The 19,698-nt window shown below is 54.3% G+C and carries 25 protein-coding genes and 2 pseudogenes; 6 read left to right on the forward strand and 21 right to left on the reverse strand.

Annotation, left to right across the window (positions count from 1 at the left end; all coding sequences use genetic code 11):
- Nucleotides 1-100: 100 nt before the first annotated feature.
- Nucleotides 101-451, forward strand: coding sequence for an aldehyde dehydrogenase family protein (locus SFA35_RS16555; protein WP_320571621.1), 351 nt, complete (start codon nt 101-103; stop codon nt 449-451).
- A 33-nt stretch (nt 452-484) separates the two neighbouring features.
- Here SFA35_RS16555 and SFA35_RS16560 read toward each other — a convergent pair whose 3' ends face one another.
- Complete coding sequence (locus SFA35_RS16560) at nt 485-907, reverse strand: lysozyme inhibitor LprI family protein (RefSeq protein ID WP_320571622.1); 423 nt, start codon at nt 905-907, stop codon at nt 485-487.
- 127 nt (nt 908-1,034) lie between these two features.
- Nucleotides 1,035-1,565, reverse strand: coding sequence for a cytochrome b (locus SFA35_RS16565; RefSeq protein ID WP_320571623.1), 531 nt, complete (start codon nt 1,563-1,565; stop codon nt 1,035-1,037).
- Between the two features lie 190 nt (nt 1,566-1,755).
- Here SFA35_RS16565 and SFA35_RS16570 point away from each other — a divergent pair, with 190 nt between their 5' ends.
- Together SFA35_RS16570 and SFA35_RS16575 are read left to right on the forward strand one after the other, a co-directional pair.
- Entirely contained in the window at nt 1,756-2,412 is a 657-nt protein-coding gene (locus SFA35_RS16570) for a glycosyltransferase (RefSeq protein WP_320571624.1), read from the forward strand.
- The gene (locus SFA35_RS16575; protein WP_320571625.1) at nt 2,409-3,251 is read left to right on the forward strand and encodes a glycosyltransferase family 2 protein; all 843 of its coding nucleotides are present in this window, start codon (nt 2,409-2,411) and stop codon (nt 3,249-3,251) included. Before SFA35_RS16570 ends, SFA35_RS16575 begins: the two co-directional genes overlap by 4 nt.
- Here SFA35_RS16575 and SFA35_RS16580 read toward each other — a convergent pair.
- A complete protein-coding gene (locus SFA35_RS16580; protein WP_320571626.1) occupies nt 3,226-4,272 on the reverse strand; it encodes a hypothetical protein in 1,047 nt (348 codons plus the stop codon). The two genes, SFA35_RS16575 and SFA35_RS16580, sit on opposite strands and share 26 nt — an antisense overlap.
- Nucleotides 4,265-5,362 (reverse strand): glycosyltransferase family 4 protein, encoded by a 1,098-nt coding sequence (locus SFA35_RS16585; RefSeq protein ID WP_320571627.1) that lies wholly within the window; start codon nt 5,360-5,362, stop codon nt 4,265-4,267. Before SFA35_RS16585 ends, SFA35_RS16580 begins: the two co-directional genes overlap by 8 nt.
- 135 nt (nt 5,363-5,497) lie before the next feature.
- Between SFA35_RS16585 and SFA35_RS16590 the strand changes: the two genes are divergently transcribed.
- From SFA35_RS16590 to SFA35_RS16600, 3 genes are all read left to right on the forward strand, one after another.
- Nucleotides 5,498-5,959 (forward strand): SRPBCC family protein, encoded by a 462-nt coding sequence (locus SFA35_RS16590; protein ID WP_320571628.1) that lies wholly within the window; start codon nt 5,498-5,500, stop codon nt 5,957-5,959.
- Nucleotides 5,956-6,510 carry a YbhB/YbcL family Raf kinase inhibitor-like protein gene (locus tag SFA35_RS16595; RefSeq protein ID WP_320571629.1) on the forward strand — a complete coding sequence of 185 codons (555 nt, stop codon included), beginning with the start codon at nt 5,956-5,958 and terminating at the stop codon, nt 6,508-6,510. The genes SFA35_RS16590 and SFA35_RS16595 overlap by 4 nt, the downstream gene beginning before the upstream one ends.
- A 68-nt stretch (nt 6,511-6,578) precedes the next feature.
- Entirely contained in the window at nt 6,579-7,064 is a 486-nt protein-coding gene (locus SFA35_RS16600) for a GNAT family N-acetyltransferase (RefSeq protein WP_320571630.1), read from the forward strand.
- Nucleotides 7,065-7,281: 217 nt separating this feature from the next.
- Here the strand turns inward: SFA35_RS16600 and SFA35_RS16605 are convergent, their stop codons facing one another.
- From SFA35_RS16605 to SFA35_RS16675, 17 genes and pseudogenes are all read right to left on the reverse strand, one after another.
- The gene (locus SFA35_RS16605) at nt 7,282-7,671 is read right to left on the reverse strand and encodes a hypothetical protein (RefSeq protein WP_320571631.1); all 390 of its coding nucleotides are present in this window, start codon (nt 7,669-7,671) and stop codon (nt 7,282-7,284) included.
- Nucleotides 7,672-8,276: 605 nt separating this feature from the next.
- On the reverse strand, nt 8,277-8,438 hold the full coding sequence (locus SFA35_RS16610; protein ID WP_320571632.1) for a contact-dependent growth inhibition system immunity protein: 162 nt from the start codon (nt 8,436-8,438) through the stop codon (nt 8,277-8,279).
- A gap of 617 nt (nt 8,439-9,055) precedes the next feature.
- Nucleotides 9,056-9,460 carry a DUF6911 family protein gene (locus SFA35_RS16615; protein ID WP_320571633.1) on the reverse strand — a complete coding sequence of 135 codons (405 nt, stop codon included), beginning with the start codon at nt 9,458-9,460 and terminating at the stop codon, nt 9,056-9,058.
- The gene (locus SFA35_RS16620; RefSeq protein ID WP_320571634.1) at nt 9,457-9,705 is read right to left on the reverse strand and encodes a hypothetical protein; all 249 of its coding nucleotides are present in this window, start codon (nt 9,703-9,705) and stop codon (nt 9,457-9,459) included. Before SFA35_RS16620 ends, SFA35_RS16615 begins: the two co-directional genes overlap by 4 nt.
- Nucleotides 9,706-10,288: 583 nt before the next feature.
- Nucleotides 10,289-10,576 carry a hypothetical protein gene (locus SFA35_RS16625; protein WP_320571635.1) on the reverse strand — a complete coding sequence of 96 codons (288 nt, stop codon included), beginning with the start codon at nt 10,574-10,576 and terminating at the stop codon, nt 10,289-10,291.
- A gap of 8 nt (nt 10,577-10,584) precedes the next feature.
- Nucleotides 10,585-11,151, reverse strand: a complete 567-nt coding sequence (locus SFA35_RS16630; protein WP_320571636.1) for a hypothetical protein — start codon at nt 11,149-11,151, stop codon at nt 10,585-10,587.
- 1,149 nt (nt 11,152-12,300) lie between these two features.
- A complete protein-coding gene (locus tag SFA35_RS16635) occupies nt 12,301-12,681 on the reverse strand; it encodes a hypothetical protein (RefSeq protein ID WP_320571637.1) in 381 nt (126 codons plus the stop codon).
- A 64-nt stretch (nt 12,682-12,745) separates the two neighbouring features.
- Nucleotides 12,746-12,943: a hypothetical protein gene (locus tag SFA35_RS26780; RefSeq protein WP_414058413.1), complete on the reverse strand. Its 198-nt coding sequence runs from the start codon at nt 12,941-12,943 to the stop codon at nt 12,746-12,748.
- Between the two features lie 208 nt (nt 12,944-13,151).
- A complete protein-coding gene (locus SFA35_RS16640) occupies nt 13,152-13,682 on the reverse strand; it encodes a contact-dependent growth inhibition system immunity protein (protein WP_320571638.1) in 531 nt (176 codons plus the stop codon).
- Nucleotide 13,683: 1 nt separating this feature from the next.
- Nucleotides 13,684-13,923, reverse strand: a pseudogene (locus SFA35_RS16645) (hypothetical protein); the annotation flags it as partial.
- Nucleotides 13,924-15,909: 1,986 nt separating this feature from the next.
- Entirely contained in the window at nt 15,910-16,959 is a 1,050-nt protein-coding gene (locus tag SFA35_RS16650) for a hypothetical protein (RefSeq protein WP_320571640.1), read from the reverse strand.
- Between the two features lie 184 nt (nt 16,960-17,143).
- Nucleotides 17,144-17,308: pseudogene (locus SFA35_RS16655) on the reverse strand (S-layer family protein); the annotation flags it as partial.
- Nucleotides 17,309-17,698: 390 nt separating this feature from the next.
- Complete coding sequence (locus SFA35_RS16660; RefSeq protein WP_320571642.1) at nt 17,699-18,088, reverse strand: hypothetical protein; 390 nt, start codon at nt 18,086-18,088, stop codon at nt 17,699-17,701.
- Between the two features lie 2 nt (nt 18,089-18,090).
- Nucleotides 18,091-18,468, reverse strand: coding sequence for a hypothetical protein (locus tag SFA35_RS16665; RefSeq protein WP_320571643.1), 378 nt, complete (start codon nt 18,466-18,468; stop codon nt 18,091-18,093).
- Nucleotides 18,469-18,814: 346 nt separating this feature from the next.
- Nucleotides 18,815-19,144 (reverse strand): colicin immunity protein, encoded by a 330-nt coding sequence (locus SFA35_RS16670; protein WP_320571644.1) that lies wholly within the window; start codon nt 19,142-19,144, stop codon nt 18,815-18,817.
- 8 nt (nt 19,145-19,152) lie between these two features.
- A complete protein-coding gene (locus SFA35_RS26785) occupies nt 19,153-19,263 on the reverse strand; it encodes a colicin E5-related ribonuclease (protein ID WP_414058550.1) in 111 nt (36 codons plus the stop codon).
- 61 nt (nt 19,264-19,324) lie between these two features.
- Nucleotides 19,325-19,693: a hypothetical protein gene (locus SFA35_RS16675; protein WP_320571645.1), complete on the reverse strand. Its 369-nt coding sequence runs from the start codon at nt 19,691-19,693 to the stop codon at nt 19,325-19,327.
- Nucleotides 19,694-19,698: the final 5 nt, after the last annotated feature.

Raw genomic sequence — 19,698 nt, forward strand, 5'->3', positions numbered from 1 at the left:
GCAGGGGCCTACCAGCCCCGACTACACCTCGATCATCAGCGAGCGGCACTACCAGCGCCTGCAGGCGCTGATCGAGGATGCCCAGGCCCGGGGCGCCCGGGTGATCGCCGCAGGCCTGACCCCGGAGCGCGCGAGCGAGCGGCCGCAGACCCTGGCGCTCTATTGGTTCGGCAGCCAGGATGCCGACCGCGCGGCGCTGCTCGGCCGGACCACCTCGGGCAATGTCGGCATCAACAGCACCCTGCTGCACGTGGCCGTGGACGATCTGCCCTTCGGGGGCATCGGCGCCAGCGGCATGGGCGCCTATCACGGCATCGAGGGCTTTCGCTCCATGAGCCATGCCAAGGGCGTGTTCGTGCAGGGTCGCTGGAGCCTGCCGACGCTGCTGCGGGCGCCCTTCGGCAGGCTGGCGAACCTGGCGACCGCCTGGCTGCTCCGGCGCCGGCCTTAGCGGCGACCCGGGCCAGGCGGCTACGCCAGCCGCCTAGCGAGCCTGCGGCTGATAGCGCACCGCCAGCGTGTCGGCGCGCACCTGGGTGGCCTGCAACAGGCACATCGAGGCGTTGATGCGGTCGACGGTGCCGCCGGTCACGCCCTGCTCCAGGGCACAGTCGGCGTCGCGAAACTGCATCCACTGGCGCTGCACGTCACGCAGCGCCGTGCGCTGCTGCGGGGCGAGGGTCTTGATCGCCGCCTGATAGTTGGCGTTGAGCCGCGCGTCCTGGCTGCGGGTTTCGCGGGCAATGCAGTCCAGCATTCCGGCGGTGCTGCTGGTGGCGTTCATGCAGGCATCGTAGGCCTTGCTGTAGCCGGAGCCCGACACGGGGCTGGCGATGGCGGGGACGCCGAGGGCGGCGCAGAGCAGGGTCGATGCGGTGACGAGAGACAGCAGGCGTGCGGGGTTCATGGCGTACCTTCCAGGGCCGAGTTCACCGCGCAGGGTAACAGCCGGCCCTACCCTGCGGAGCAGGCAAAAACCTGAAACCGGCCTCCCCGCTCAAGCCCAACCGGCCCTCCCGGCGGGCCTCGCTCTGCTACGGACCCCGCTGCGGCGGCAACATCCGCTCGAGCATGCCGTCGCGCCGCACGGCAACGTGCCAGACCGTGGCCAACACGTGCAGCACCACCAACCCGTACACCGCGAACTGGCCGGCCACATGGATACTGTCGGCCAGCTTGCCGAGGGCGTCGTTGCGGGCAAAGCCCGGCAAGGCAATCAGGTTGAACCAGGCCACGTCCTGGCCGTTGCCGCCCATCAGGTAGCCGGTCACCGGCATCACCAGCAACACGGCATAGAGGAGGCCGTGGCTGAGCCGGGCCAGCAGCGAGGTGACCCGGCCCATGCCCGGCGGATAGGCCGGCGCCGGGTGCCGCCAGCGCCAGGTCAGGCGCAGCAGCACCAGCAGCAGCACGCTGATGCCCAGGGACTCATGGCCCATGTACCAGAGCACCCGTATCGGCCCTGGGGGAAAGTTTTCCGCGACCCAGACGCAGGGCAGCAACAGGCACAGCGCCGCAGCAGTCAGCCAGTGCAGGGCCTGGGCCATGCCGGTGTAGCGTTCCATGGCACACCTTGAGGTGGTGGTGAAGTCAGCAGCATACACAAGCTGGCCGATAGACAGCTTGTCGGATAAACGAAACTGCCAGCATTGCCCACCGGTCAACCTTGCATAGCGACCATCAGTCTCCCATCTCGATGGTCGCCCCGCCGTGCCAACCGTTGCATCACACCGTTTCCGACTGCGAGGGTCACCCATGATTGGTGTCGTCATACCTGCTCATAATGAAGAGCAATGCCTGGAAAAGTGCTTGCAGAGTGTGCTGGCAGCCGCAGCGCATCCGCTGCTGGCGGCCGAACGCGTAGACATCGTGGTGGTACTGGACAGCTGCAGCGACGGCTCGCGCGCCATCGCCGAGCGCTACGCGGTGACGGTGATCGAGGTGCAGGCCCGCAGTGTCGGGGTGGCCCGCGCCGCCGGGGCGCATGCCCTGATCGATGCAGGCGCGCGCTGGCTGGCTTGCACCGACGCCGACACCACGGTGCCGACCGACTGGCTGGCGGCGCAGCTGGCCCATGGCGCCGACGCGGTGTGCGGCGTGGTCGAAGTGGACGACTGGAGCCCGCACCACCAGCAAGTACGCGCCCGCTACGAAGCCTGCTACACCGACTGTGATGGCCACAGCCATATCCACGGCGCCAACCTCGGCGTGACCAGCGTCGCCTACCTGCAGGCCGGTGGCTTCCCGGCCCTGGCGTGCCACGAAGACGTGCACCTGGTGCGCGCCCTCGAAGCCTTGGGCGCGCGGATCGCCTGGAGCCGTTCAGTACGGGTGCGCACCAGCGCGCGCACTGACTTTCGCGCCCAGGGCGGGTTCGGCAGCTACCTGCTGGGCCTGGCGGGCACGGCATGAAGGTGGTCACCCTGGTGCATGGCCGGCGCAACGCGCTGGCCAACCTGGTGCGCGGTCTGGAAGCCTCCAGCCTGGTGCCCGAACAGCTGTGCATCGTGCACATGAACGAACCGGCCGGCGACTGGGCCAGCGAAGTCTTCCCCATTCGCGAACTGCGCGTGGAGGATGCCGACGGCTTGCCCCTGGCCAAGGCGCGCAATGCGGTGCGGACCCTGGACCCCAGCGCCGACTGGGTGTTTCTCGACGTCGACTGCATCCCCACCCACGACCTGCTGGCCCAGTATCAGCAAGGCCTTGAAACCCACCCGCGAGCGCTGCACATGGGCCAGGTACGCTACCTGCCGCAGGGCGCCAATCATGCCCAGTGGCATGAAGCGACCCTGTACCGCGACGGCGTCGAGCACCCGCTGGCGCGCTATCGCAGCGGCCCGGGCCAGCCTTTGCCCCACCACCTGTTCTGGTCGCTGAATTTTGCCTGCACGGCGGCCACCTTCGCCCGCATTGGCGGCTTCGACGAGGGTTACCGTGGGTATGGCGGTGAAGACACCGATTTCGCCTTTCGTGCCCGCGAGCACGGGGTAGCCTTGATCGACAGCGCGGCCATGGCCTTCCACCAATACCACCCCACCTATGACCCGCCGCTCAACCACTTTGCCGACATCGTCGAAAATGCCCGGCGTTTTCGCCAGCGTTGGGGCGTGTGGCCCATGGAGGGCTGGTTGGGTGCGTTCCGTGACCTCGGCCTGCTGCACTGGGACGAAGCGCAGTTGCAGATCATTCAGCCGCCCACCTCCGAGCAGGTGGCCAAGGCCCTCAATCCACGCCGCCTGGGCTTCTGAAGCTCGACACCAGGGTCGCTTCGATCGCCCGGGCGGCGCGCTCGGCCGCTGCCGCATCGGCCCAGCCGCGCCAACGATCCGGCTCCAGCCGCCGTGCCGCTTCCAGCAGCGCAGGCCATTGCGGCGCTGCCGGCCAGCCTTCCTCTAGCCCCACGGCCACACCCAATTGCTGCAAACGTCGGGCCTGGCAGCATTGCTCGTCGAACGGGCGCGCCTCAGCCACCGCGATGTAGCGACAACCGAGCGAAGCCGCTTCGCTGACCAGGCTGTCGCTGGCGCTGCCGATCACCACCTCGGCCGCGCGCATCTCCTCCAGCGGGTCGGCCAGTGGCCCAAGCCATTGCAGATTGGCGGCCGCCGCACCTGGGGCCAGGCTGCCGGCCACTCGCAACTGCCACTGCGGGCAGTGGCGGGCCACCGCTTCGAGCAGCTCGGCGGTCAACCCGGTGCCGCCGTGCCCGGTGATGACCAGCACCCTGCCCGGCTGCGGCGCGGCGGCCGAGGCGCCGGCAAAGCGCGACAGCCAACCGCTGTAATGGGTCTTGTCGCGCAGCCACTGCGGCGTGCGCGCGGCCTCCATCTCGACCGGATACGGCGCCAGCAATGCGCTGGCGCTGGCGTAGGCCAGCTCATGAGCCGCGTCGTCGCGTTGGCCGTGCTGGCGCATGTACACCACGGGCACCGCGCACAGGCGTGCGAGCAGCGCCACCTCCACTGAAACATCCACCACCAGCAGGCAGGGCCAATGTTGGTCGCACCACTGCGCCAACATCGCCATGCGCTGGCGCAGGCCGTCCACCGCCAGCGGGGCGTAATGCAACACCGAGAACTGTTCGACCCGCATGCTGGCAGCGGTATCGCCCGGCAGCGTCAGGCCCTGCACGCCGGCAGGCAGATCGCTGGGCAACTGCGAGCCGATCAGCGTCACCGGCACCCGCAGCGCCTGGGCGATGCGCAGGGCACGGGCGCCGTGGCCCGCGCCGTGGTGATGAACGTAATAGCCGACCTGAGGCTCAGGCATGCTGGGCCGCCACCTCGCCGAGCAGCGCCTCGTAGCGCTCCAGCATCAGGTGGTGGCTCCAGTGCGCCTCGGCCCAGGCCCGGCAGGCCTGGCGCGACTTGCTGCGGGCCAGCGGAATGGCCGCCGCCAGGGCGGCGACGTCATTGGCCGGCACCAGGCAGCCCACCTCGGCGCCGATCAGGTCGCCCATGGCGCCGCGATCGAAGGCCACCACCGGCGTGCCGCAGGCCAGCGCCTCGGCCACCACCAGGCCGAAAGGTTCCTCCCAGCACGGCGTCACCAGCACCACCGCGGCATTGGCCAGCTCGGCGGCCAGCGCCGGGCGCTGCAAGTGGCCCAGGTATTCGACCCCCGGGCCCAGGCGCGGCTGAATCTGCGTCTTGAAATAAGCCTCGTCCACCGCCTGCCCCGCCAGGCGCAGAGGGATGCCGGCCAGGCGTGCGGCGTCGATGGCCAGGTGCGCGCCCTTGTCCGGCACCAACCGGCCAAACCACAGCGCGTGCTCACCGACCGCCTGCGCCGGCTGCCAGCGCTGCAGGTCGATGCCGTTGGGAATCACCGCGCAGCGCTTGACCACCTCGCTCCAGCCCCGCGCATTGGCCTGCGACAAGGTGCTGAAGCGCCCGCGCTGGCGCTCGCCACGCAAGGCGTTGCTCATCTCAAAGAAGGGTGGCGTGTGCAGCACGGTCAGCATCGGCGTGCGGATCAGCGACGCCATGGTCACCGGCACATAGTGCAGGCTGTTGTTGAAGATCACGTCGAAACCGTAGTCGTCGATGCCCTGCATGAGTTTGAGGTAGGCATGGTGCTCGGCCACATAAGCGCTGCTCAGGCTCGCGTGGCGGCACTGGTCTTCGTCCGGCACGGCCACCGCCTGCAACTCGGGGCTGCTGCCGCCCTTGGCAAACAGCGTCACGGCGTGGCCGCGGGCGCGCAGGCCGAGGGTGACATCATGGGTAAACGCCTCCAGCCCGCCGGCAAACGGCTGGCACACCGGATACTTGATGTGGGTCAGCACGCCAATGCGCAGCGGCCGGGTACCGCCTGCGCGCGGGTCCCATGGAGTCAACTCTTCGTAACTGCGCCACATGCCTGGTCCCTCCGTAGATGTCTATTGGGGCGGTGCTGTGGGGAATGGTTCCGTGCAGGTGCGTCAACGGCGTTGCGGCGAACTTTGCGCCTGTGCCGTCCGTCGAAGCAGTGACTAGGCAAAGAGGTAGGACCCATGGCCACAATCCAGCACGCGGTAGTCATCGACGCCGAACCGGGCGCCGTCTGGCACCTGTTGCGCCAGTTCGGCGTCATCGACACCTGGCATCCGCAGATCAGCCAGTGCGTGATCGAAGGCGGCAAAGTCTCCGGCGACGGCGGTTCAGTCAGGACCTTGAAGTTGGTCAACGGCAAGGTCATCCATGAACGCCTGCTGAGCATCGACAGTGAGCAGATGACCCTGACCTACGGCCTCAGCGGCGCCGAGCTCCCGCTGCAAGCGTTCAGCGCCACCGTCGGCGTACGCCCGGTGGATGACGGCCGGCGCAGCGAGTTTCAATGGCAGGCCAGCTTCGAAGGCGTCGACGCGGCAGCGGCGGCCGAGTATGAAACGCTGATCGACCAATACATTCTCAACGGCATGGATGGCCTGGCCGAGCACCTCGGCTCGGCTGTGACAGAGGCGACCCCCGCATGAAAAAACGCCTGTTCCTCCACGCGGCCACCGCGCTGCTGGCCCTGGCCGCCAGCGCCAGCACCCTCGCCGCCTCGTTGTCGGTCAGCTCCGGTTCGTTGGCCGACAACCAGCCCATAGCGCTGACCTTCATCGGCAGCGACGCCAGTTGCGGCAACGGCCAGAACATCGCGCCGCAGGTCAGCTGGGCCAACGTGCCGGCCGGGACGCGTTCGGTGGCGGTGCTGCTGTTCGACCCGGACGGCGCCAAGGGCCTGGGTGTGACCCACTGGGTGGCCTACAATATCGACCCGGCGCGCGGGCAACTGCGCCAGGGCGAAGCGGCGACCGGTGTCGAAGGCGTCACGGTGGGCAACAACAGCAGCGGCGCTGCGGCCTACAAGGGCCTCTGCCCACCGGCAGGCGACCATCCGCACCACTACGTATTGACTGTCATCGCCACCGACCTGCCCCCCGGCACCCTGCCTGCCGGCCTTGGCCGCGACGAGCTGCTGGCCAGGCTCAAGGGCCACGGCCTGGCGGGCCAGAGCGTGGTCGGCACGTACGGGCATTGAGCGAAGCGTCGCCAGACCCCGGGCGAGTCGACGGCCTTGGAAACTTCCTGAACCCAGGAGCATGACGGATGGACCCAATCCAGATTCGCACGCTGCGCAGCAGCGATGCCCAAGCCCTGCTCGAATTCGAAATCGACAACCGGGAGTGGTTCGAATCGCACATCGAGCCACGCCCCGCCAAGTTCTACTCATCGCAGGGCGTGGCCGAACACATCGATGAATATCTGACGGGCTTTGCCCGAGGCACTTGGCATCCCCTGGTCATCCTCGACTCGCGCGCAAAAATCATCGGCCGCGCCAATCTGAATAACATCGGCACCGAGCGCCACAGCGCCGAAGTCGGCTACCGAGTGGCGCGTAGCGCCTGCGGCCAGGGCCTGGCGACCCAAGCGTTGCGCCGGTTGGTCGAAGAAGCGCGCGAGCGCTGGAGGCTGGCCCGCCTGGTGGCCTACGTCTATCCCGAGAATACGGGGTCGCGGGTGGTGCTGGAGCGCTGTGGGTTTGTGCTGGAACAGGCAGGGGCGGCCGAGGAGCGTTATGCCTTGGTGATTTAAGGATTCTCCGATCAACTTGCCGCGCGTCAGTGGCGAGTCGACAACTCACCCGGCAAACAGCATTTTCCCGCCCCCGGACAAATCGCCGGAGAAATGTAATATCGCTCAATTTAAAATTAGCATTACTCAAAAACAATTAATTCGCGGTCCTATACACCGCACAGCGCCCCAAAGTATTCCCACACGCAGGGCTTCGACACCAGAGCTGGTCGACCCTCTACGTCTTATAAAATTGCCACATATCATTTAAAACAATTAATATTCTGGAATAAATCAGCAACTTAAGTTTAAGACCCACTACACCCTCGAAAAGATGAATTTCCAAAGGCATCAAAATATTTACATTCTGATCCGCCGAAGCCTGCGAAAACACCGCCGCGGATAGATGGCTAGTAATCTTTAATATATCAGAATAAAGAAAACCAACATTTTTTTCATGGGACTTTATAGCTGCGCCTTTTTCAAAAATCTTTAGGGTACAGTCGTCTAAATATATTTCATATACACCTTGACCCAATTCGGGGTCTCTACTGAAAGATATATAGCCTCCATAACCAGACACGTTGAGGCTTTTCAAATGCTTGTTTACTGAATTTGGATGGCTCACTACTTTAGCCCCTCAAAAAATCTTTAAGTCCATCTTTGATAGCAGGAAAACCAAACGAGAATTTCTCGCCCACTTTCCCGCTCCCTGATGCTGCGTCTTCTTCAGACGCGTAATAACTATTAAGGGTGACTGTCCTCGCTCCTAGGGACCGAGTGTATTCTAAGAGCTTTTTAAGCAGCCCCACGCTTTCAGAGGCTCCGCTCGGATCATAGACTATAAGCCCTTTCGATGTACCTACAGCATAGAGAGAATTTAAATGGAGTGCCTTCCGCCCAGCAGCAACCATCTTAATTTCTGGGAGACCACCTCCGCGCACAACTTCCGCCCCGACCGCTGTCAGTTCATTACCCACATAACGCGTCTAATCCGGATAATAAGGATCAGCCTTCATCTCGGCCTTAATAGTGGTGATGCTAGCCGGCTTGGGAGCTTCCGCTGCCGCCTTTGCACAACTTCGGTGCCTCTTTCGTCATTCTACTTTTTCAGCAATGAACTCACGTGCCTTAGCCAAGATGCTCCGTCGCTCCAGTCCGCAGGGTAAAAATAGCAACAGGCAAGTCCGTCAAAAATAAAAGATCTTAACTGCTCCTCATCTAAACCAAAACTTACCAACCATTTAGCTGGGCAAGAACACGCTCTTTACCAACATTATCCTCATGGCTAGAGAAGGCAAAAATCGCTTCATCTGCGCTACCGAACTCCAAATCGAAATCCTGATTCAAGTAGGCACTAAACATATTTTCTATTACTGGAAATTCATTATTCATAAGTGCGGGTATCCTGTAATTATCTTATAACCTGCCGGCATCGTAGGATCTCTGGCTATTACCGCACCGACCTCTGATGCTGCAACGGTGCTCGATGCCCCTCTGAGCAATGTCGACCCTACAGGTGCAGAAGATTTTTACTCAATAGGCAAGTATCTATTGGTATAGCTGTCAAGATAACTTTGTATCATGACCTGATGTGCCCCGTTGCAACCTTACCCACAACATTCCAAATAATTCGTTTTAGCGGGCCATCTACGCCGTTTTTTTTATAATTAACTGCTCAACCACCTCTACAGCAGTCTGCTTGTTCCCATTATCAAACAGTTGCCCGCCAGCAATATCCCTGATCATTGAGCCAGCCTTATTATAAAAACCATAATAATTGGCAGCATTTGCAATAGCCGTATCAACTTCTCTGAATGAAACCGAACTGCCAAACTGTGATTTTATAGCAGTGACGTCGTCTGCACTTAAGCCGACCTTGAAACCACCAAGACCTGTTCCACTTGGAAGGTTTGACGCTGCACTTAGCCACCAGTAGCTAGATCATCTACCTTTCCGGCATCGCCAACAGTTGCTTTTGCACCAACTAGTCAGACGATATTTAGTGAAGCTTACGCCATGATATCTACAGACACATTTCCTGAACGAGCAAACTCGATAAAAATAGCACAAACAATTTCCACATCATGTGTGACCGCTCTAGAAGTATACATTTCCCCCAAAATGCTGACGAGTTCGTTTTTTGAGTTGAGATTAGTCATAGTTCTGACGACATGCTCACCATCTTTATCATACTCGCTAAGCATCAGTAAAAAATTTTCACTTTCAAAATAAAGCGCCAATTCATAGGGGCGACCTTCAGATTCAGGCTCGCACCGCATCTTGATAACGCCGGAGCCTTTACCAATGGAAGTCAATACCCCTCGAACATCCAATTCTTCGGGATCCATGATAGCTTTTAACTGATGGCGATATCCATCAGCGTCAACAATATAGCCGCCAAAAACCATACTCATGGCACCTCCTTAATCGACCGCATTCCCGGCACCCAATTATATTTTTTTGGTAATCCAGTTACGTTGTCTATCGCTTGAATAGTCAAAGAACTCAATCCGGATTTTTCCGCAGCGGCCGCTATATAACCTTTGCAGAATCCACATACATCTTTACCTGCAACGCTCATAGCCATATCAGCACCTAGAGTCTTGCCAGCATTATATGCCTGCTGTATGACGCCAATTTCTGCATGAGCGTCAGCCATATTTCCATTCGGCAAAAATTTTCCTGTTGCTTCAGTTTTGGCCGTTACTCGATCAGCTATCAGAGTCGGCTCATCTGGATTTGCCTGAGCTACTGGACGAGCTGTTTGGTTTACATCAGTAAATGCCGCATCTCCAATTTTTCCCTTTGCGGTGACTGCCGGAGAAATACCTTTTGCACCAACACCAACAGCCCCCGCAAGCGGGGAATTTTTCCCGATTTCCAGCGGTGCAAGGTGGAAATCCTCAATTTCCTGCTGAGTGGGAGGTTCATTCGATTCTTGCCGGAGCGCAAGGTCTTCTCGCTCAACAGTATCAACCGACGCGAATTTCGTTGTCTACACGCGCAACGCCAGACAGGACGCGGCCTGCGAGCCGGTTGACCTGGCTGATTCGCGCTCGCTGAACAAAACCACCCCGACGGGGGTTTTGAGCCCCCTGATCTCTCAGGCCACGACTAAAGCGAGCAGCGAAGGACGGGAGGTTTTGCAGTAAGCAGATAAAACAACACCGGCGTAGGGACGGTGTCAAATCGAGGCTGGGATCTACAGATAAATAAGCACCCCGGGTTTCCAGAGATCCTTATTAACTATTTCGATTTAATGTATCCAGAAGCTTTTCAAATGTTTTAGGGACAAGATCTTTCTCCTCTGGAGAAAGCAAAATATTCATGACCTGCTCATCACAAGCACAGTCATATATATCAATACCTATCCAGCCTTCAGACCAAAATTCTACGGTCGCCAGCTTATTAAAGCCTTCCAGCTCTATCCGCTCAAGGTTACCAAAATCCCCGCTGGCGAATGTTGAATACTCTACGGAGTAGACTTTCAATAGAGGCCTAAATTCTTTATTAAACTGAAAAGCATCCATAACCCCTCTCACTTACTATCTAGCACAGTAATATTTTTTACCTCAGGGAGATGTTCTCCACCCTGTTTACTAAGCAAATACTGCTGGGACTTACTTGCGTCCGGACCAATCATTTTATACCAGCCTTCCTTACCACCCTGCAATAATCCACTACTTGGAACATCAAACTCGACATAGACGGAGCCTTTAGACGCAGCCCCCTTAAAATCTGCGGCACCGTTAGTTGAGATAAAGGTTTGCCCGCCGCCTCCCTGAACAATTTTGTTACTACTTTGCATCTGTGCCAGCTCATCAGGAGACATCCATCTCCCGGCACGAGTCATGCTTACATCATTAATAGTCTGGGTTTCGCCAAGCTTCAATGCGGTATTAGCAGTTCCTTTTGCACCCGCAATAGCCGCTTCCGCCGCCGCCAGCTGCGCCAGATTACCCCCAGCTTTAGGCTTAAGTACACCATCACCTACAACATAAACGTCACCGTCAGCCGCCAGCACCTCGTAGCTGCCATTCCTGGTGTTGAGTACCATCCGCCAGCCTTCAGGCAGATCGACAGGCACCGATACATTGGCGCCCACCTCTGCCACCTCGGTGTACCCAGCGGGTAAGGGGGCTGGCTTCACCGGCGTAATGACCGGTAGGTCACCGTTGTAGACGCTGCTCTGCGCTACCTTCGCAAGCTTTGCCTCGACATCGCTGGCCTTCACGCCCTCTGCAATTTTGCTTGAGCCTGTGTAGGTACTTCACAGCGCGCAGTTAAACCATATCGATGATTGGATTCAAAATTCGACTCGGAGAGTCCGTTCATGCAATTGAATCCCCAGCCTAGGATTCATCAGAAAGCTTTTACTCTTCATCCCAAAAATTTCCGGGAGGCGCATCTCCCCACCCCGTAAGACAGCGCACCAGCCGTAACTTCTATAAAACATCCCAAGATCAAAGACTTTGTAAACGCCTTCATTAATTTTATGCAATGTAATCAAACCATTAGCAAAATGCGTATATCGACCACCCGCCCCTGCAACGGCTCTTAACTCCAACTCTCTACGATCCCACTCTTATACCACCCCCGATGACTCAGGAACAGTATCCGAAAACGAAATCTCAAATTCTTTTGAAACCTTGCAAAAGCAGGGTATCCAATCCTGCGTGAGTAATTCATCCGTGATCATGTTTCCAGGGAAGTCGATGTTTAATTTCATTTCAGTGCACTTCGAGGAACAACAACCTCACCTGAAAAATTTCTTTGAAAGGTACTGACGAGACTAAAATATTGGGTCCCATGCGGATCGCGAATAGCTACAACGGAGATTCTATTTATAGTTGTTACCCCATCCACCACAACAGAATGGGAAAAGTCAGTACCTTTCGTGTTATCAACAATGCGGAAAACCACCGGATTTCCATCACCGGTATACCTAGCCAAATCAGCAAAATTTCTGCTCCCAAAGGCACTTGCAGGAACACCTTCGAAGTCATCAGGCTTGCATTATCTCGAGCGTAAATCCCACCCTCAGAAGGCGCAATCCTTTTGGATAAGAGATCCGATATCAACCTCCCTGCCCAACGTATCCAAAACCATACCGCAAGAGTTGTGTCCGCAAGTAGTCACGGGCTCTTGGTTCACGACCAGACGATCACCATTTCTCGGAATCTAATCATCAAGCAATCATTTTTGGGAGGTGCGCCAGCAAGCTCCCCAGCAGTTGTCGTTGCTTTTGCGCCAACTAACCAACCATGTTTTCCTGGAAACTAATACCAAACTCATCACGAATCACATACAAGCTTTCGTACTGAAAAGAAAGAACAAATTTAAAAGCCGTCTCTATCGATAGCTTCGTAAGGAAAGACTTAATATCCTCAGAACTCTCCAGCAAATATTTTATAAGACAATTAAACGCTCCACTCATACCTGCTTTCCAATCAACATTGACCCCTTCAGCAGCAACATCCTCAGGAATCCTAAAGTATCGAAATACAAAATAAACACCTGAATATTTAAAGTTACCTGTTAGATAACCAATTTCAATTGCGTGCTCAGCCCCCATCACTGAGAGCACTGAAGCAATTTCTTCAAAAGACATTCCAACTTCAATTTCAAGATTCATTGAAATCGTCACTTCGCAGCCCCTATCACCCTAAATTCGCCGCCCTTCATCAAATAAAGCTTTTTCAAGCCTTCGACAGGATTCGAGCGCAGTGCGTTTCTATCTGCTCAGAGGTCAATGGAGAGTCAGCCAAATTCACAACAATATTGCTAGCCTGAGTCTCAACTTTACCTGTTATTGTTTTCAGCACTGAAATTGCGCTATTGTTGATTAGCGAGAAAACATCAGCTAGTTCACCATTAATCCGCAAATCAGGGATCACGAATCACCTTCACTTATATATTTTAATTCCTTACTCATCAAACATTTTATGTGCTCTATCAGTCTGAGCCTGCGCAGTTAATTCCCAGCACGCAGTTAAGCTCTTTGAATTAGCATGCTAGGCCAGCTAAAGGAAAGGAGGTTTACACTAAATAGATAAAACAACACCAGCACGAAGCCGGTGTTAGATCAATCGAAATCTCTACACGTTAAGTACATCTGCTAAAAGCCAAGCGCAGGGCCGCACCTATATCAGAAGGGCTACTACCTCTGGGGATAGTGACATAGTTACTCTCACTTATACCCTTACCACTCCACGCTTCTAGCTTTTCGTGATGGCTGGGGCGAATAGCGATCTGATTATTCTTACTTTCGATACTGCATTTTTTCATATCTTTAAATAAAGCACGCTTGGTCTTGTAGCCATAGCGCTCCAAAGTTTTGCCAACCCATTGATCATATCGTTGATTAGTCAGGTTGTAGTCATAGAGATCCATATCAAAAGTAGCTTCAGGATGAATCCAAACACCCTTTCGCGGCTCGGGAAGCACAAATCGGCTATGAGCCAAGGCGTCAAGCAAAGCAAGGCCTAGCTCTTTATCCGCAGCGTCTGGGCTGAAAAAATGCTCCACACCTTGCGGATCTGCTTGGCTACTTCGATAGCCAGAAAAAGTTTTTACGGAAATGAAATTTTTATTCATTTTCGCATCTGCCCAAGCTGTTTTTACGACATCATTCATCTTAATTTACCTTGGTAATTTTCACCGTAACGCCTTTGCTCTGACCATACTCAATAGCTCTATTAATTTGTTCCCACTGAGCACTCGTCGTAGCGTTTGGAACTGCCACTTGCAATTCACGACTAGTAATTTGACTAGAGGATACTGTTACGTTTTTCAAATCGTACTCAGTAAATCCTGCGGCGGTATCAATATTTCCTTTGAGTGATGCATATACCTGGCTCGGATTGGCCATTTTAGCCGCAGTAGTCGTATCAAGTGTTTTTGCACTAGTCGCGACACCGGTCGTTCTATCAAGAAAGTTTGGCCGTTACTCGATCAGCTATCAGAGTTGGCTCATCTGGATTTTCCTGAGCTACTGGACGAGCTGTTTGGTTTACATCAGTAAATGCCGCATCTCCAATTTTTCCCTTTGCGGTGACTGCCGGAGAAATACCTTTTGCACCAACTATCTAAGTCAGAATGACTCTATAATTTTTTTCGCTAACCAAGCCTCACTTATGTCTATAGATATGTAGCATCCTTCGAATGAGCCGCTTGTCAAAACAAGTATATTCCCGGCATATTCAATAATAACCAGATTTGAATAAGGGCCTTGCTCACGCATTATTTCTTCTGCTTTTAGCTTTTTCAAGACAACACCAACATATTCCTCAAAGCTTTCTTCTTCATACTCATTAAAATAAAAAAATGACCAAGCTCGGAACTAGACTCAGAAAAACGATTCATGCTCACATCTCCAATCCATTATTCACGCTTGTTCTAGATGACTGGAATTTTTCGATAATTTTGCGCCATAAATCATCCCTAGAAAGAGCTTGTAACGAGTATTTATTAGATCTCCGACCACGTTCTATTGGGATCGCTCTTATTCAAATAATCTGCCAAATCTCTGTTAGACATTAACTCTCGGGCTGTAGACCTTAAATAATTCCTCATGGCAAACGCCTGTTTAGCCTGATCTTCCAGCGACAATCCTGCATCAATTCGACTGGGGATTTCTGCCTCTTTGGATAAGTACCAAGCCCTAGCCTTTCTATCAGTTAGAGTCTTAGGTTGAGCAACATTGTCCCACCACTTTGTATAGGCAGCAGAATCATCGATTGCTTTTGCACCAAAGGTAAGCGACTCAACTAGCTTACCCGCCCCCAAAATCACATATCAACGCCTAATCTGTCAGCGACCTCCCTCAGTCGCAGAGAAATCTCAATGATCTCATCTTTACTTAGGCCGCAATATGTCGACAGAGACTCACCTGGAATATTTTGAATTAGAGCCAATCCGCACGACACAAAATACCTAAGCTCTCTTGGTGTGATTTTCAAATCAATATAATCTTGCTCATTAACTGGCTCATTCATTTTTTAGGGACCTGAGATTTAATATAGTTGTCCCAACCGACACCACCCTGGTCAGGTCTGAACGCGGTAGCCTCACCTCTCTGCCCTCGAATTACAATAGTCTTAGTTGAGCTATCGAGATAGTACATCGTTCCATCAACGGATTGGCGACGATCGACCGCAGGGTTAGAAACGATGCTCTCAACAAAATCCTGAAACTGGTTTTTTGTGCTGATACCAAGATCAGCAAACTCCTGCCGCTCAACCATATGTTTTTGGAAAGCATGTCCACTTGCGACCTCTTCAGCTAAGAGCTGAGAGTTGAGTCTGCCTTGATTGATAGCACTCTCAGCCCCGGAGCTACCTTTTGCACCATTAAATCAAGCCAAACTCTCGCAACCTTACCTCACTCACAAAATCTAACCCCCCAATCTCGACCTTAGATCCATCTGAGTAATGGGAGTGGCCACATACATTACACTGAAAAGCCAACAATCCGTTCTGCTTTCCTATAAAAATGCGCATACCAGGAGATTCACACCTAGGGCATTGCTCATCAATCTCGATAGTAACCAACTCCTCTATCGTATCACGTAAGAGCCGCGCAATAGCCTCTACGTCGTTGGCCTTATAGCCTAAAATTACTTTTCTAACATGAGCTATGTCGCCAAGTCTAAAAGTCGAAAACTCAACGGGCATCAATTTCTCTTTTACGTTCGAAAGCTGATCGAAACTATAGGCCGAGAACGGCTCGACAGAGAAATATTCATAATTGCGCCTTATCCACATAAGAATTACCTCGAGCATATCCCTCAGCGATGACTTATCACTCAACAGCGTCATAGTCGATTGCAGCTCATGCCAAACTTTTGGAGAGAGAGATCGCATCAATTACCCGCCTTAACTGGAAAGGTTGTGATCAGGTTACCGGCTTTGTCGGTGAACACTTTTATTACAGAGGTGGGGATGCCTCCATCCTTCAGGCTAGTAGTGCCAATCACTCGCCCCACGTCAACTGTTCTAACAAACTGACCATCTGGTAGTGCCATAACTGGAGACTTAACAATATCACTGCTCTGCAAAATCCCTTTCAACTCATCTGGAGCAATCGTAAATACTGAACGCGAGTTGGAAATTTCTCTGTCGAAATGGCCATCAAGAACATGGTCGAACCCCGCAGAGACTGGATTGCCATTGTCCCGCAGAGGGGTGGTTTCTGTACGACCGTTAGCAACGTTTATACGAGACTGTACACGACCAGGAATACCTTCAGTGGCATTCACAATGTCTTTTGCACCCGCAATAGCCGCTTCCGCTGCCGCCAGCTGCGCCAGATTACCCCCAGCCTTAGGTTTCAGTACACCATCACTTACAACATAAACGTCACCGTCAGCCGCCAGCACCTCGTAGCTGCCATTCTTGGTGTTGAGTACCATCCGCCAGCCTTCAGGCAGATCGACAGGCACCGATACATTGGCGCCCCCCCCTGCCACCTCGGTGTACCCAGCGGGTAAGGGTGCTGGCTTCACCGGCGTAATGACCGGTAGGTCCCCGTTGTAGACGCTGCTCTGCGCTACCTTCGCAAGCTTCGCCTCGACATCGCTGGCCTTCACGCCCTCCGCAATTTTGCTAACAGAGCTGCTGGAGACATCCACGCCGATCTTCGAGAGCGATAGGGCTTCGGCCGCTGCGCCTTCACCGCTGGTGGCAATCATGCTGATGACCAACCCCAGGGTAGACCCCATCTGCTCCCCAAGCTGTTGAGCATTGGCATCATCGCCCACGGTGAGCGCTGTGGTCATCTGATCGATCTGGGTACCCAGCAAGGCCGCCGTATTGGCGCCGAAGATCTTGATCCCTTCAGTCGAGGTGACGAATGCGCCCATCGCCTTCATGCTGCCCACTGGGTCGCTCATGAAGTTGACTGCGCCGTCCATCGCGCCTACCCCGGCGCTAGCCAAGCTGGTGGTAAATCCTGGAAGTGCCCCAACTCCAGTCAGGACATCCTGGCGGGCCGAAATAACCGACCATTTTGAATGGCACCCGTGATGCGACTGGTTAAATCTTGATCAATAGTGCCTCGTGCCTGTCGGGCTGAGGCCTGGCAGGCCGAGCCTGAGGTGCGCCAGTGGGACCGAGCCGACCGCTGGCCTGGGCCAGGTACACCACGGGCACCAGTACGGTCTGGCCGTCGACCACCTCACTCTGCATCCAGACGATGTCGTGGGTCAGGTCAGCGACATGCTCGGCGCTCAACGTCGTACCGACGGTAAGGTTCAACTGCTTTAAGACTAGTAGTTCAACTAAAAGCTACTATTCCGGCTAAGCCGTACTCAGCAACCTTGCTGCGATATTAACATTTCCTTTGATATGATGAATAAAATCATTCGTTTAACCATCGCGTCAGTATCATCTAGCTTTGTTATTTGATGGCTTGAGTTAATTATCTGAATTCCGTCAATTAACCAAAGCTTCTGGACCACCAATTTGCTGCGCTCCACCGACGTAGGACCCACCTTGGGACCCAACCGGCTTCCCAAGGCTGAACTCACCCGTCGCATGTTTTGCCCTGTGCCGCCAGCACCTCGTAACTGTCAGTTTTCGTGTGCAATAGCATCCGCTGGCCTTCAGGCATCGACAGGTACCAAGCTAGGAGTTCCATCCGTTGCTTTGCACCTACAAGCAATCTAGCCAGTCACCGGACTTAACATGATGTCTCTTTTTTAGGAAGTCTTCGTACCGAGCTTTATGTTTTTCAACATCACCCTCAATGTCTACAAAAATAAAACCACGCCCTCTCTCCTCTATAGATAAAGCTGTTGGTTTAATCTTCATAGGCCAAAGCTTTATCAAGCTCCCTGAAACCTTAGACTTATGAAATATAAAGCTCTTTCCTCCTGCTAATGGAAGAATTTCAGCCATCACATAAAATATTATTTCGGGTTTAGATATCTCAACTTTCTCACCCTCTTCATAATTTTCTGAATAACTCTCTGGTATGAGAAAAAGCTTGTAATCAATAATAACCAGCCAGCCATCTAACTCAACAATATCACCGATATTCATTGTCACTTCCCAATCACGATGGCATTAACGCCTGTAGAAATTGCGCCATCTAACAACCCCTGCTGAACACCTCTCGGCCCGACATACGGGTCGCGTGCCATATAGTAACTTACGCCATCAACAGACTTAACACCATCAACAATAATAAAATGTTTTCCCTGGCCGGCGGGAACCTGAACGATAACGCTTGCTCCTTCTTGCAGCGCTTTGTTTAACTGCTCAGGTAGCATTGTAGTGTTTACAGTATGTGCAACCCCCGCATTAGATATCACATCTGATAATTCCAGAGTGTTGACACCAGTCGGCCTGACCCCGTTTACAAAGCTTCCAATTGCATTGTCAAGGCTAATGGCCGTACCCGTTTTGTCAGTAATTGTCATTGCTGCGCAGGCTGGTCCGCATAAAGGGGCGTCACCTTGCAAAACAACAGAGCCCTTGGTTTATACAGGATCGTTCTAGGCGCAACCGAAATACCGCCTGCGCCATCAACAGAAGCACCTGCTGTCGCTTTTGCACCGATGAACTTTAGAGAGAATCTCTGGATTCTCCCTATTACTTACACCACGTAACCCGCCTCATCAGTCGCGCGAGCGGGTGACCCCGCTCGAGCATGAAGATGGCCTGCCGGCCTTGCCGGACCTGATCCAGGCTCGCGACGTCGAGGCCGCCGCCATTTGGCTCGAGGACACCTTCAAGTGTTCCTTGCGGCCAGCAAACGCCGAGTGCTTACCATCCCGACATACGAGGCGCCGTGAGAACGTAGACATCATGGACAGCCTTTTCCGCACCACGAATTCGGCCGCTACACGATTGTTCACTTCGGCCATTTTCCGATCGACAGGGGGGCTCAACTCCGTCCCAAATACAATCCAACCGAGCCTCAAATCCAGGAGCACGCCAAATGCCTCCTTCGATGCGAGCAATCACTAAACCGCGCTGTGCCGCGCGTTCACAAATAGCAACTGCTGCATCGGCTGAGATTTTCATCGTAACGCTTCCACTAAGGTTGAAGAAGTCATCGGACGAGTCGTAGCGCTGCTGAAGATCAATGATCATTTTCACTCTCACTGAATTCGACTATCAGGAATCCACCCCGGGTCATTTTTGCCGCTTATCTGTACGACTTCGCCAATTCGGTCATTAACTACATCATACCCGTTCTTTGAGCAATACAGGGAAGTGTTGCCGGTATATCATCTACTACCTTGCCAGCCGCACCAGCCTCTTTTGCGCCAACTAATTAGTAATAACCGCTTCTACCCCTCCGCCCCGAATCATGACCCGCCCCCAATCGCCAAATAGAGTATAAGCACCATCAACTTTAACAAAACTGTCTATATTTCCATAGTCCAGACCACCTGTACTATCTACAAACCCTGTGAGTCTTTTGTCAACCCATTCGATAGAGTCCATATTAAAAAACCGCAACAAAACATTGCGATAGCAATACTGCTCTCCATTTTTCGGCTTTTCATATTGCGGGTGATTCTTAGTAAGAATAGCATCCAGTTCAAAAACAAGTGATCCTGCCGACTCATCAATCGACAAAACGTAGCTATCTTCGAAATAAAAATTTGAGAGGGATAGAATTTCATAATAGTTCATATCGA

It is taken from the genome of Pseudomonas sp. HR96, from assembly GCF_034059295.1.
In the GTDB taxonomy this organism is placed as follows: Bacteria; Pseudomonadota; Gammaproteobacteria; order Pseudomonadales; family Pseudomonadaceae; genus Aquipseudomonas.

What these genes read in the sequence shown, in the direction of transcription:
- SFA35_RS16560 (WP_320571622.1), bottom strand. Translation starts at nt 907, where the DNA reads ATGAACCCCGCACGCCTGCTGTCTCTCGTCACCGCATCGACCCTGCTC.
- SFA35_RS16565 (WP_320571623.1), bottom strand. Translation starts at nt 1,565, where the DNA reads ATGGAACGCTACACCGGCATGGCCCAGGCCCTGCACTGGCTGACTGCT.
- SFA35_RS16570 (WP_320571624.1), top strand. Translation starts at nt 1,756, where the DNA reads ATGATTGGTGTCGTCATACCTGCTCATAATGAAGAGCAATGCCTGGAA.
- SFA35_RS16575 (WP_320571625.1), top strand. Translation starts at nt 2,409, where the DNA reads ATGAAGGTGGTCACCCTGGTGCATGGCCGGCGCAACGCGCTGGCCAAC.
- SFA35_RS16580 (WP_320571626.1), bottom strand. Translation starts at nt 4,272, where the DNA reads ATGCCTGAGCCTCAGGTCGGCTATTACGTTCATCACCACGGCGCGGGC.
- SFA35_RS16585 (WP_320571627.1), bottom strand. Translation starts at nt 5,362, where the DNA reads ATGTGGCGCAGTTACGAAGAGTTGACTCCATGGGACCCGCGCGCAGGC.
- SFA35_RS16590 (WP_320571628.1), top strand. Translation starts at nt 5,498, where the DNA reads ATGGCCACAATCCAGCACGCGGTAGTCATCGACGCCGAACCGGGCGCC.
- SFA35_RS16595 (WP_320571629.1), top strand. Translation starts at nt 5,956, where the DNA reads ATGAAAAAACGCCTGTTCCTCCACGCGGCCACCGCGCTGCTGGCCCTG.
- SFA35_RS16600 (WP_320571630.1), top strand. Translation starts at nt 6,579, where the DNA reads ATGGACCCAATCCAGATTCGCACGCTGCGCAGCAGCGATGCCCAAGCC.
- SFA35_RS16610 (WP_320571632.1), bottom strand. Translation starts at nt 8,438, where the DNA reads ATGAATAATGAATTTCCAGTAATAGAAAATATGTTTAGTGCCTACTTG.
- SFA35_RS16615 (WP_320571633.1), bottom strand. Translation starts at nt 9,460, where the DNA reads ATGAGTATGGTTTTTGGCGGCTATATTGTTGACGCTGATGGATATCGC.
- SFA35_RS16620 (WP_320571634.1), bottom strand. Translation starts at nt 9,705, where the DNA reads ATGGCTGACGCTCATGCAGAAATTGGCGTCATACAGCAGGCATATAAT.
- SFA35_RS16625 (WP_320571635.1), bottom strand. Translation starts at nt 10,576, where the DNA reads ATGGATGCTTTTCAGTTTAATAAAGAATTTAGGCCTCTATTGAAAGTC.
- SFA35_RS16635 (WP_320571637.1), bottom strand. Translation starts at nt 12,681, where the DNA reads ATGAATCTTGAAATTGAAGTTGGAATGTCTTTTGAAGAAATTGCTTCA.
- SFA35_RS16640 (WP_320571638.1), bottom strand. Translation starts at nt 13,682, where the DNA reads ATGAATGATGTCGTAAAAACAGCTTGGGCAGATGCGAAAATGAATAAA.
- SFA35_RS16650 (WP_320571640.1), bottom strand. Translation starts at nt 16,959, where the DNA reads ATGGACGGCGCAGTCAACTTCATGAGCGACCCAGTGGGCAGCATGAAG.
- SFA35_RS16660 (WP_320571642.1), bottom strand. Translation starts at nt 18,088, where the DNA reads ATGAATATCGGTGATATTGTTGAGTTAGATGGCTGGCTGGTTATTATT.
- SFA35_RS16665 (WP_320571643.1), bottom strand. Translation starts at nt 18,468, where the DNA reads ATGACAATTACTGACAAAACGGGTACGGCCATTAGCCTTGACAATGCA.
- SFA35_RS16670 (WP_320571644.1), bottom strand. Translation starts at nt 19,144, where the DNA reads ATGATCATTGATCTTCAGCAGCGCTACGACTCGTCCGATGACTTCTTC.
- SFA35_RS16675 (WP_320571645.1), bottom strand. Translation starts at nt 19,693, where the DNA reads ATGAACTATTATGAAATTCTATCCCTCTCAAATTTTTATTTCGAAGAT.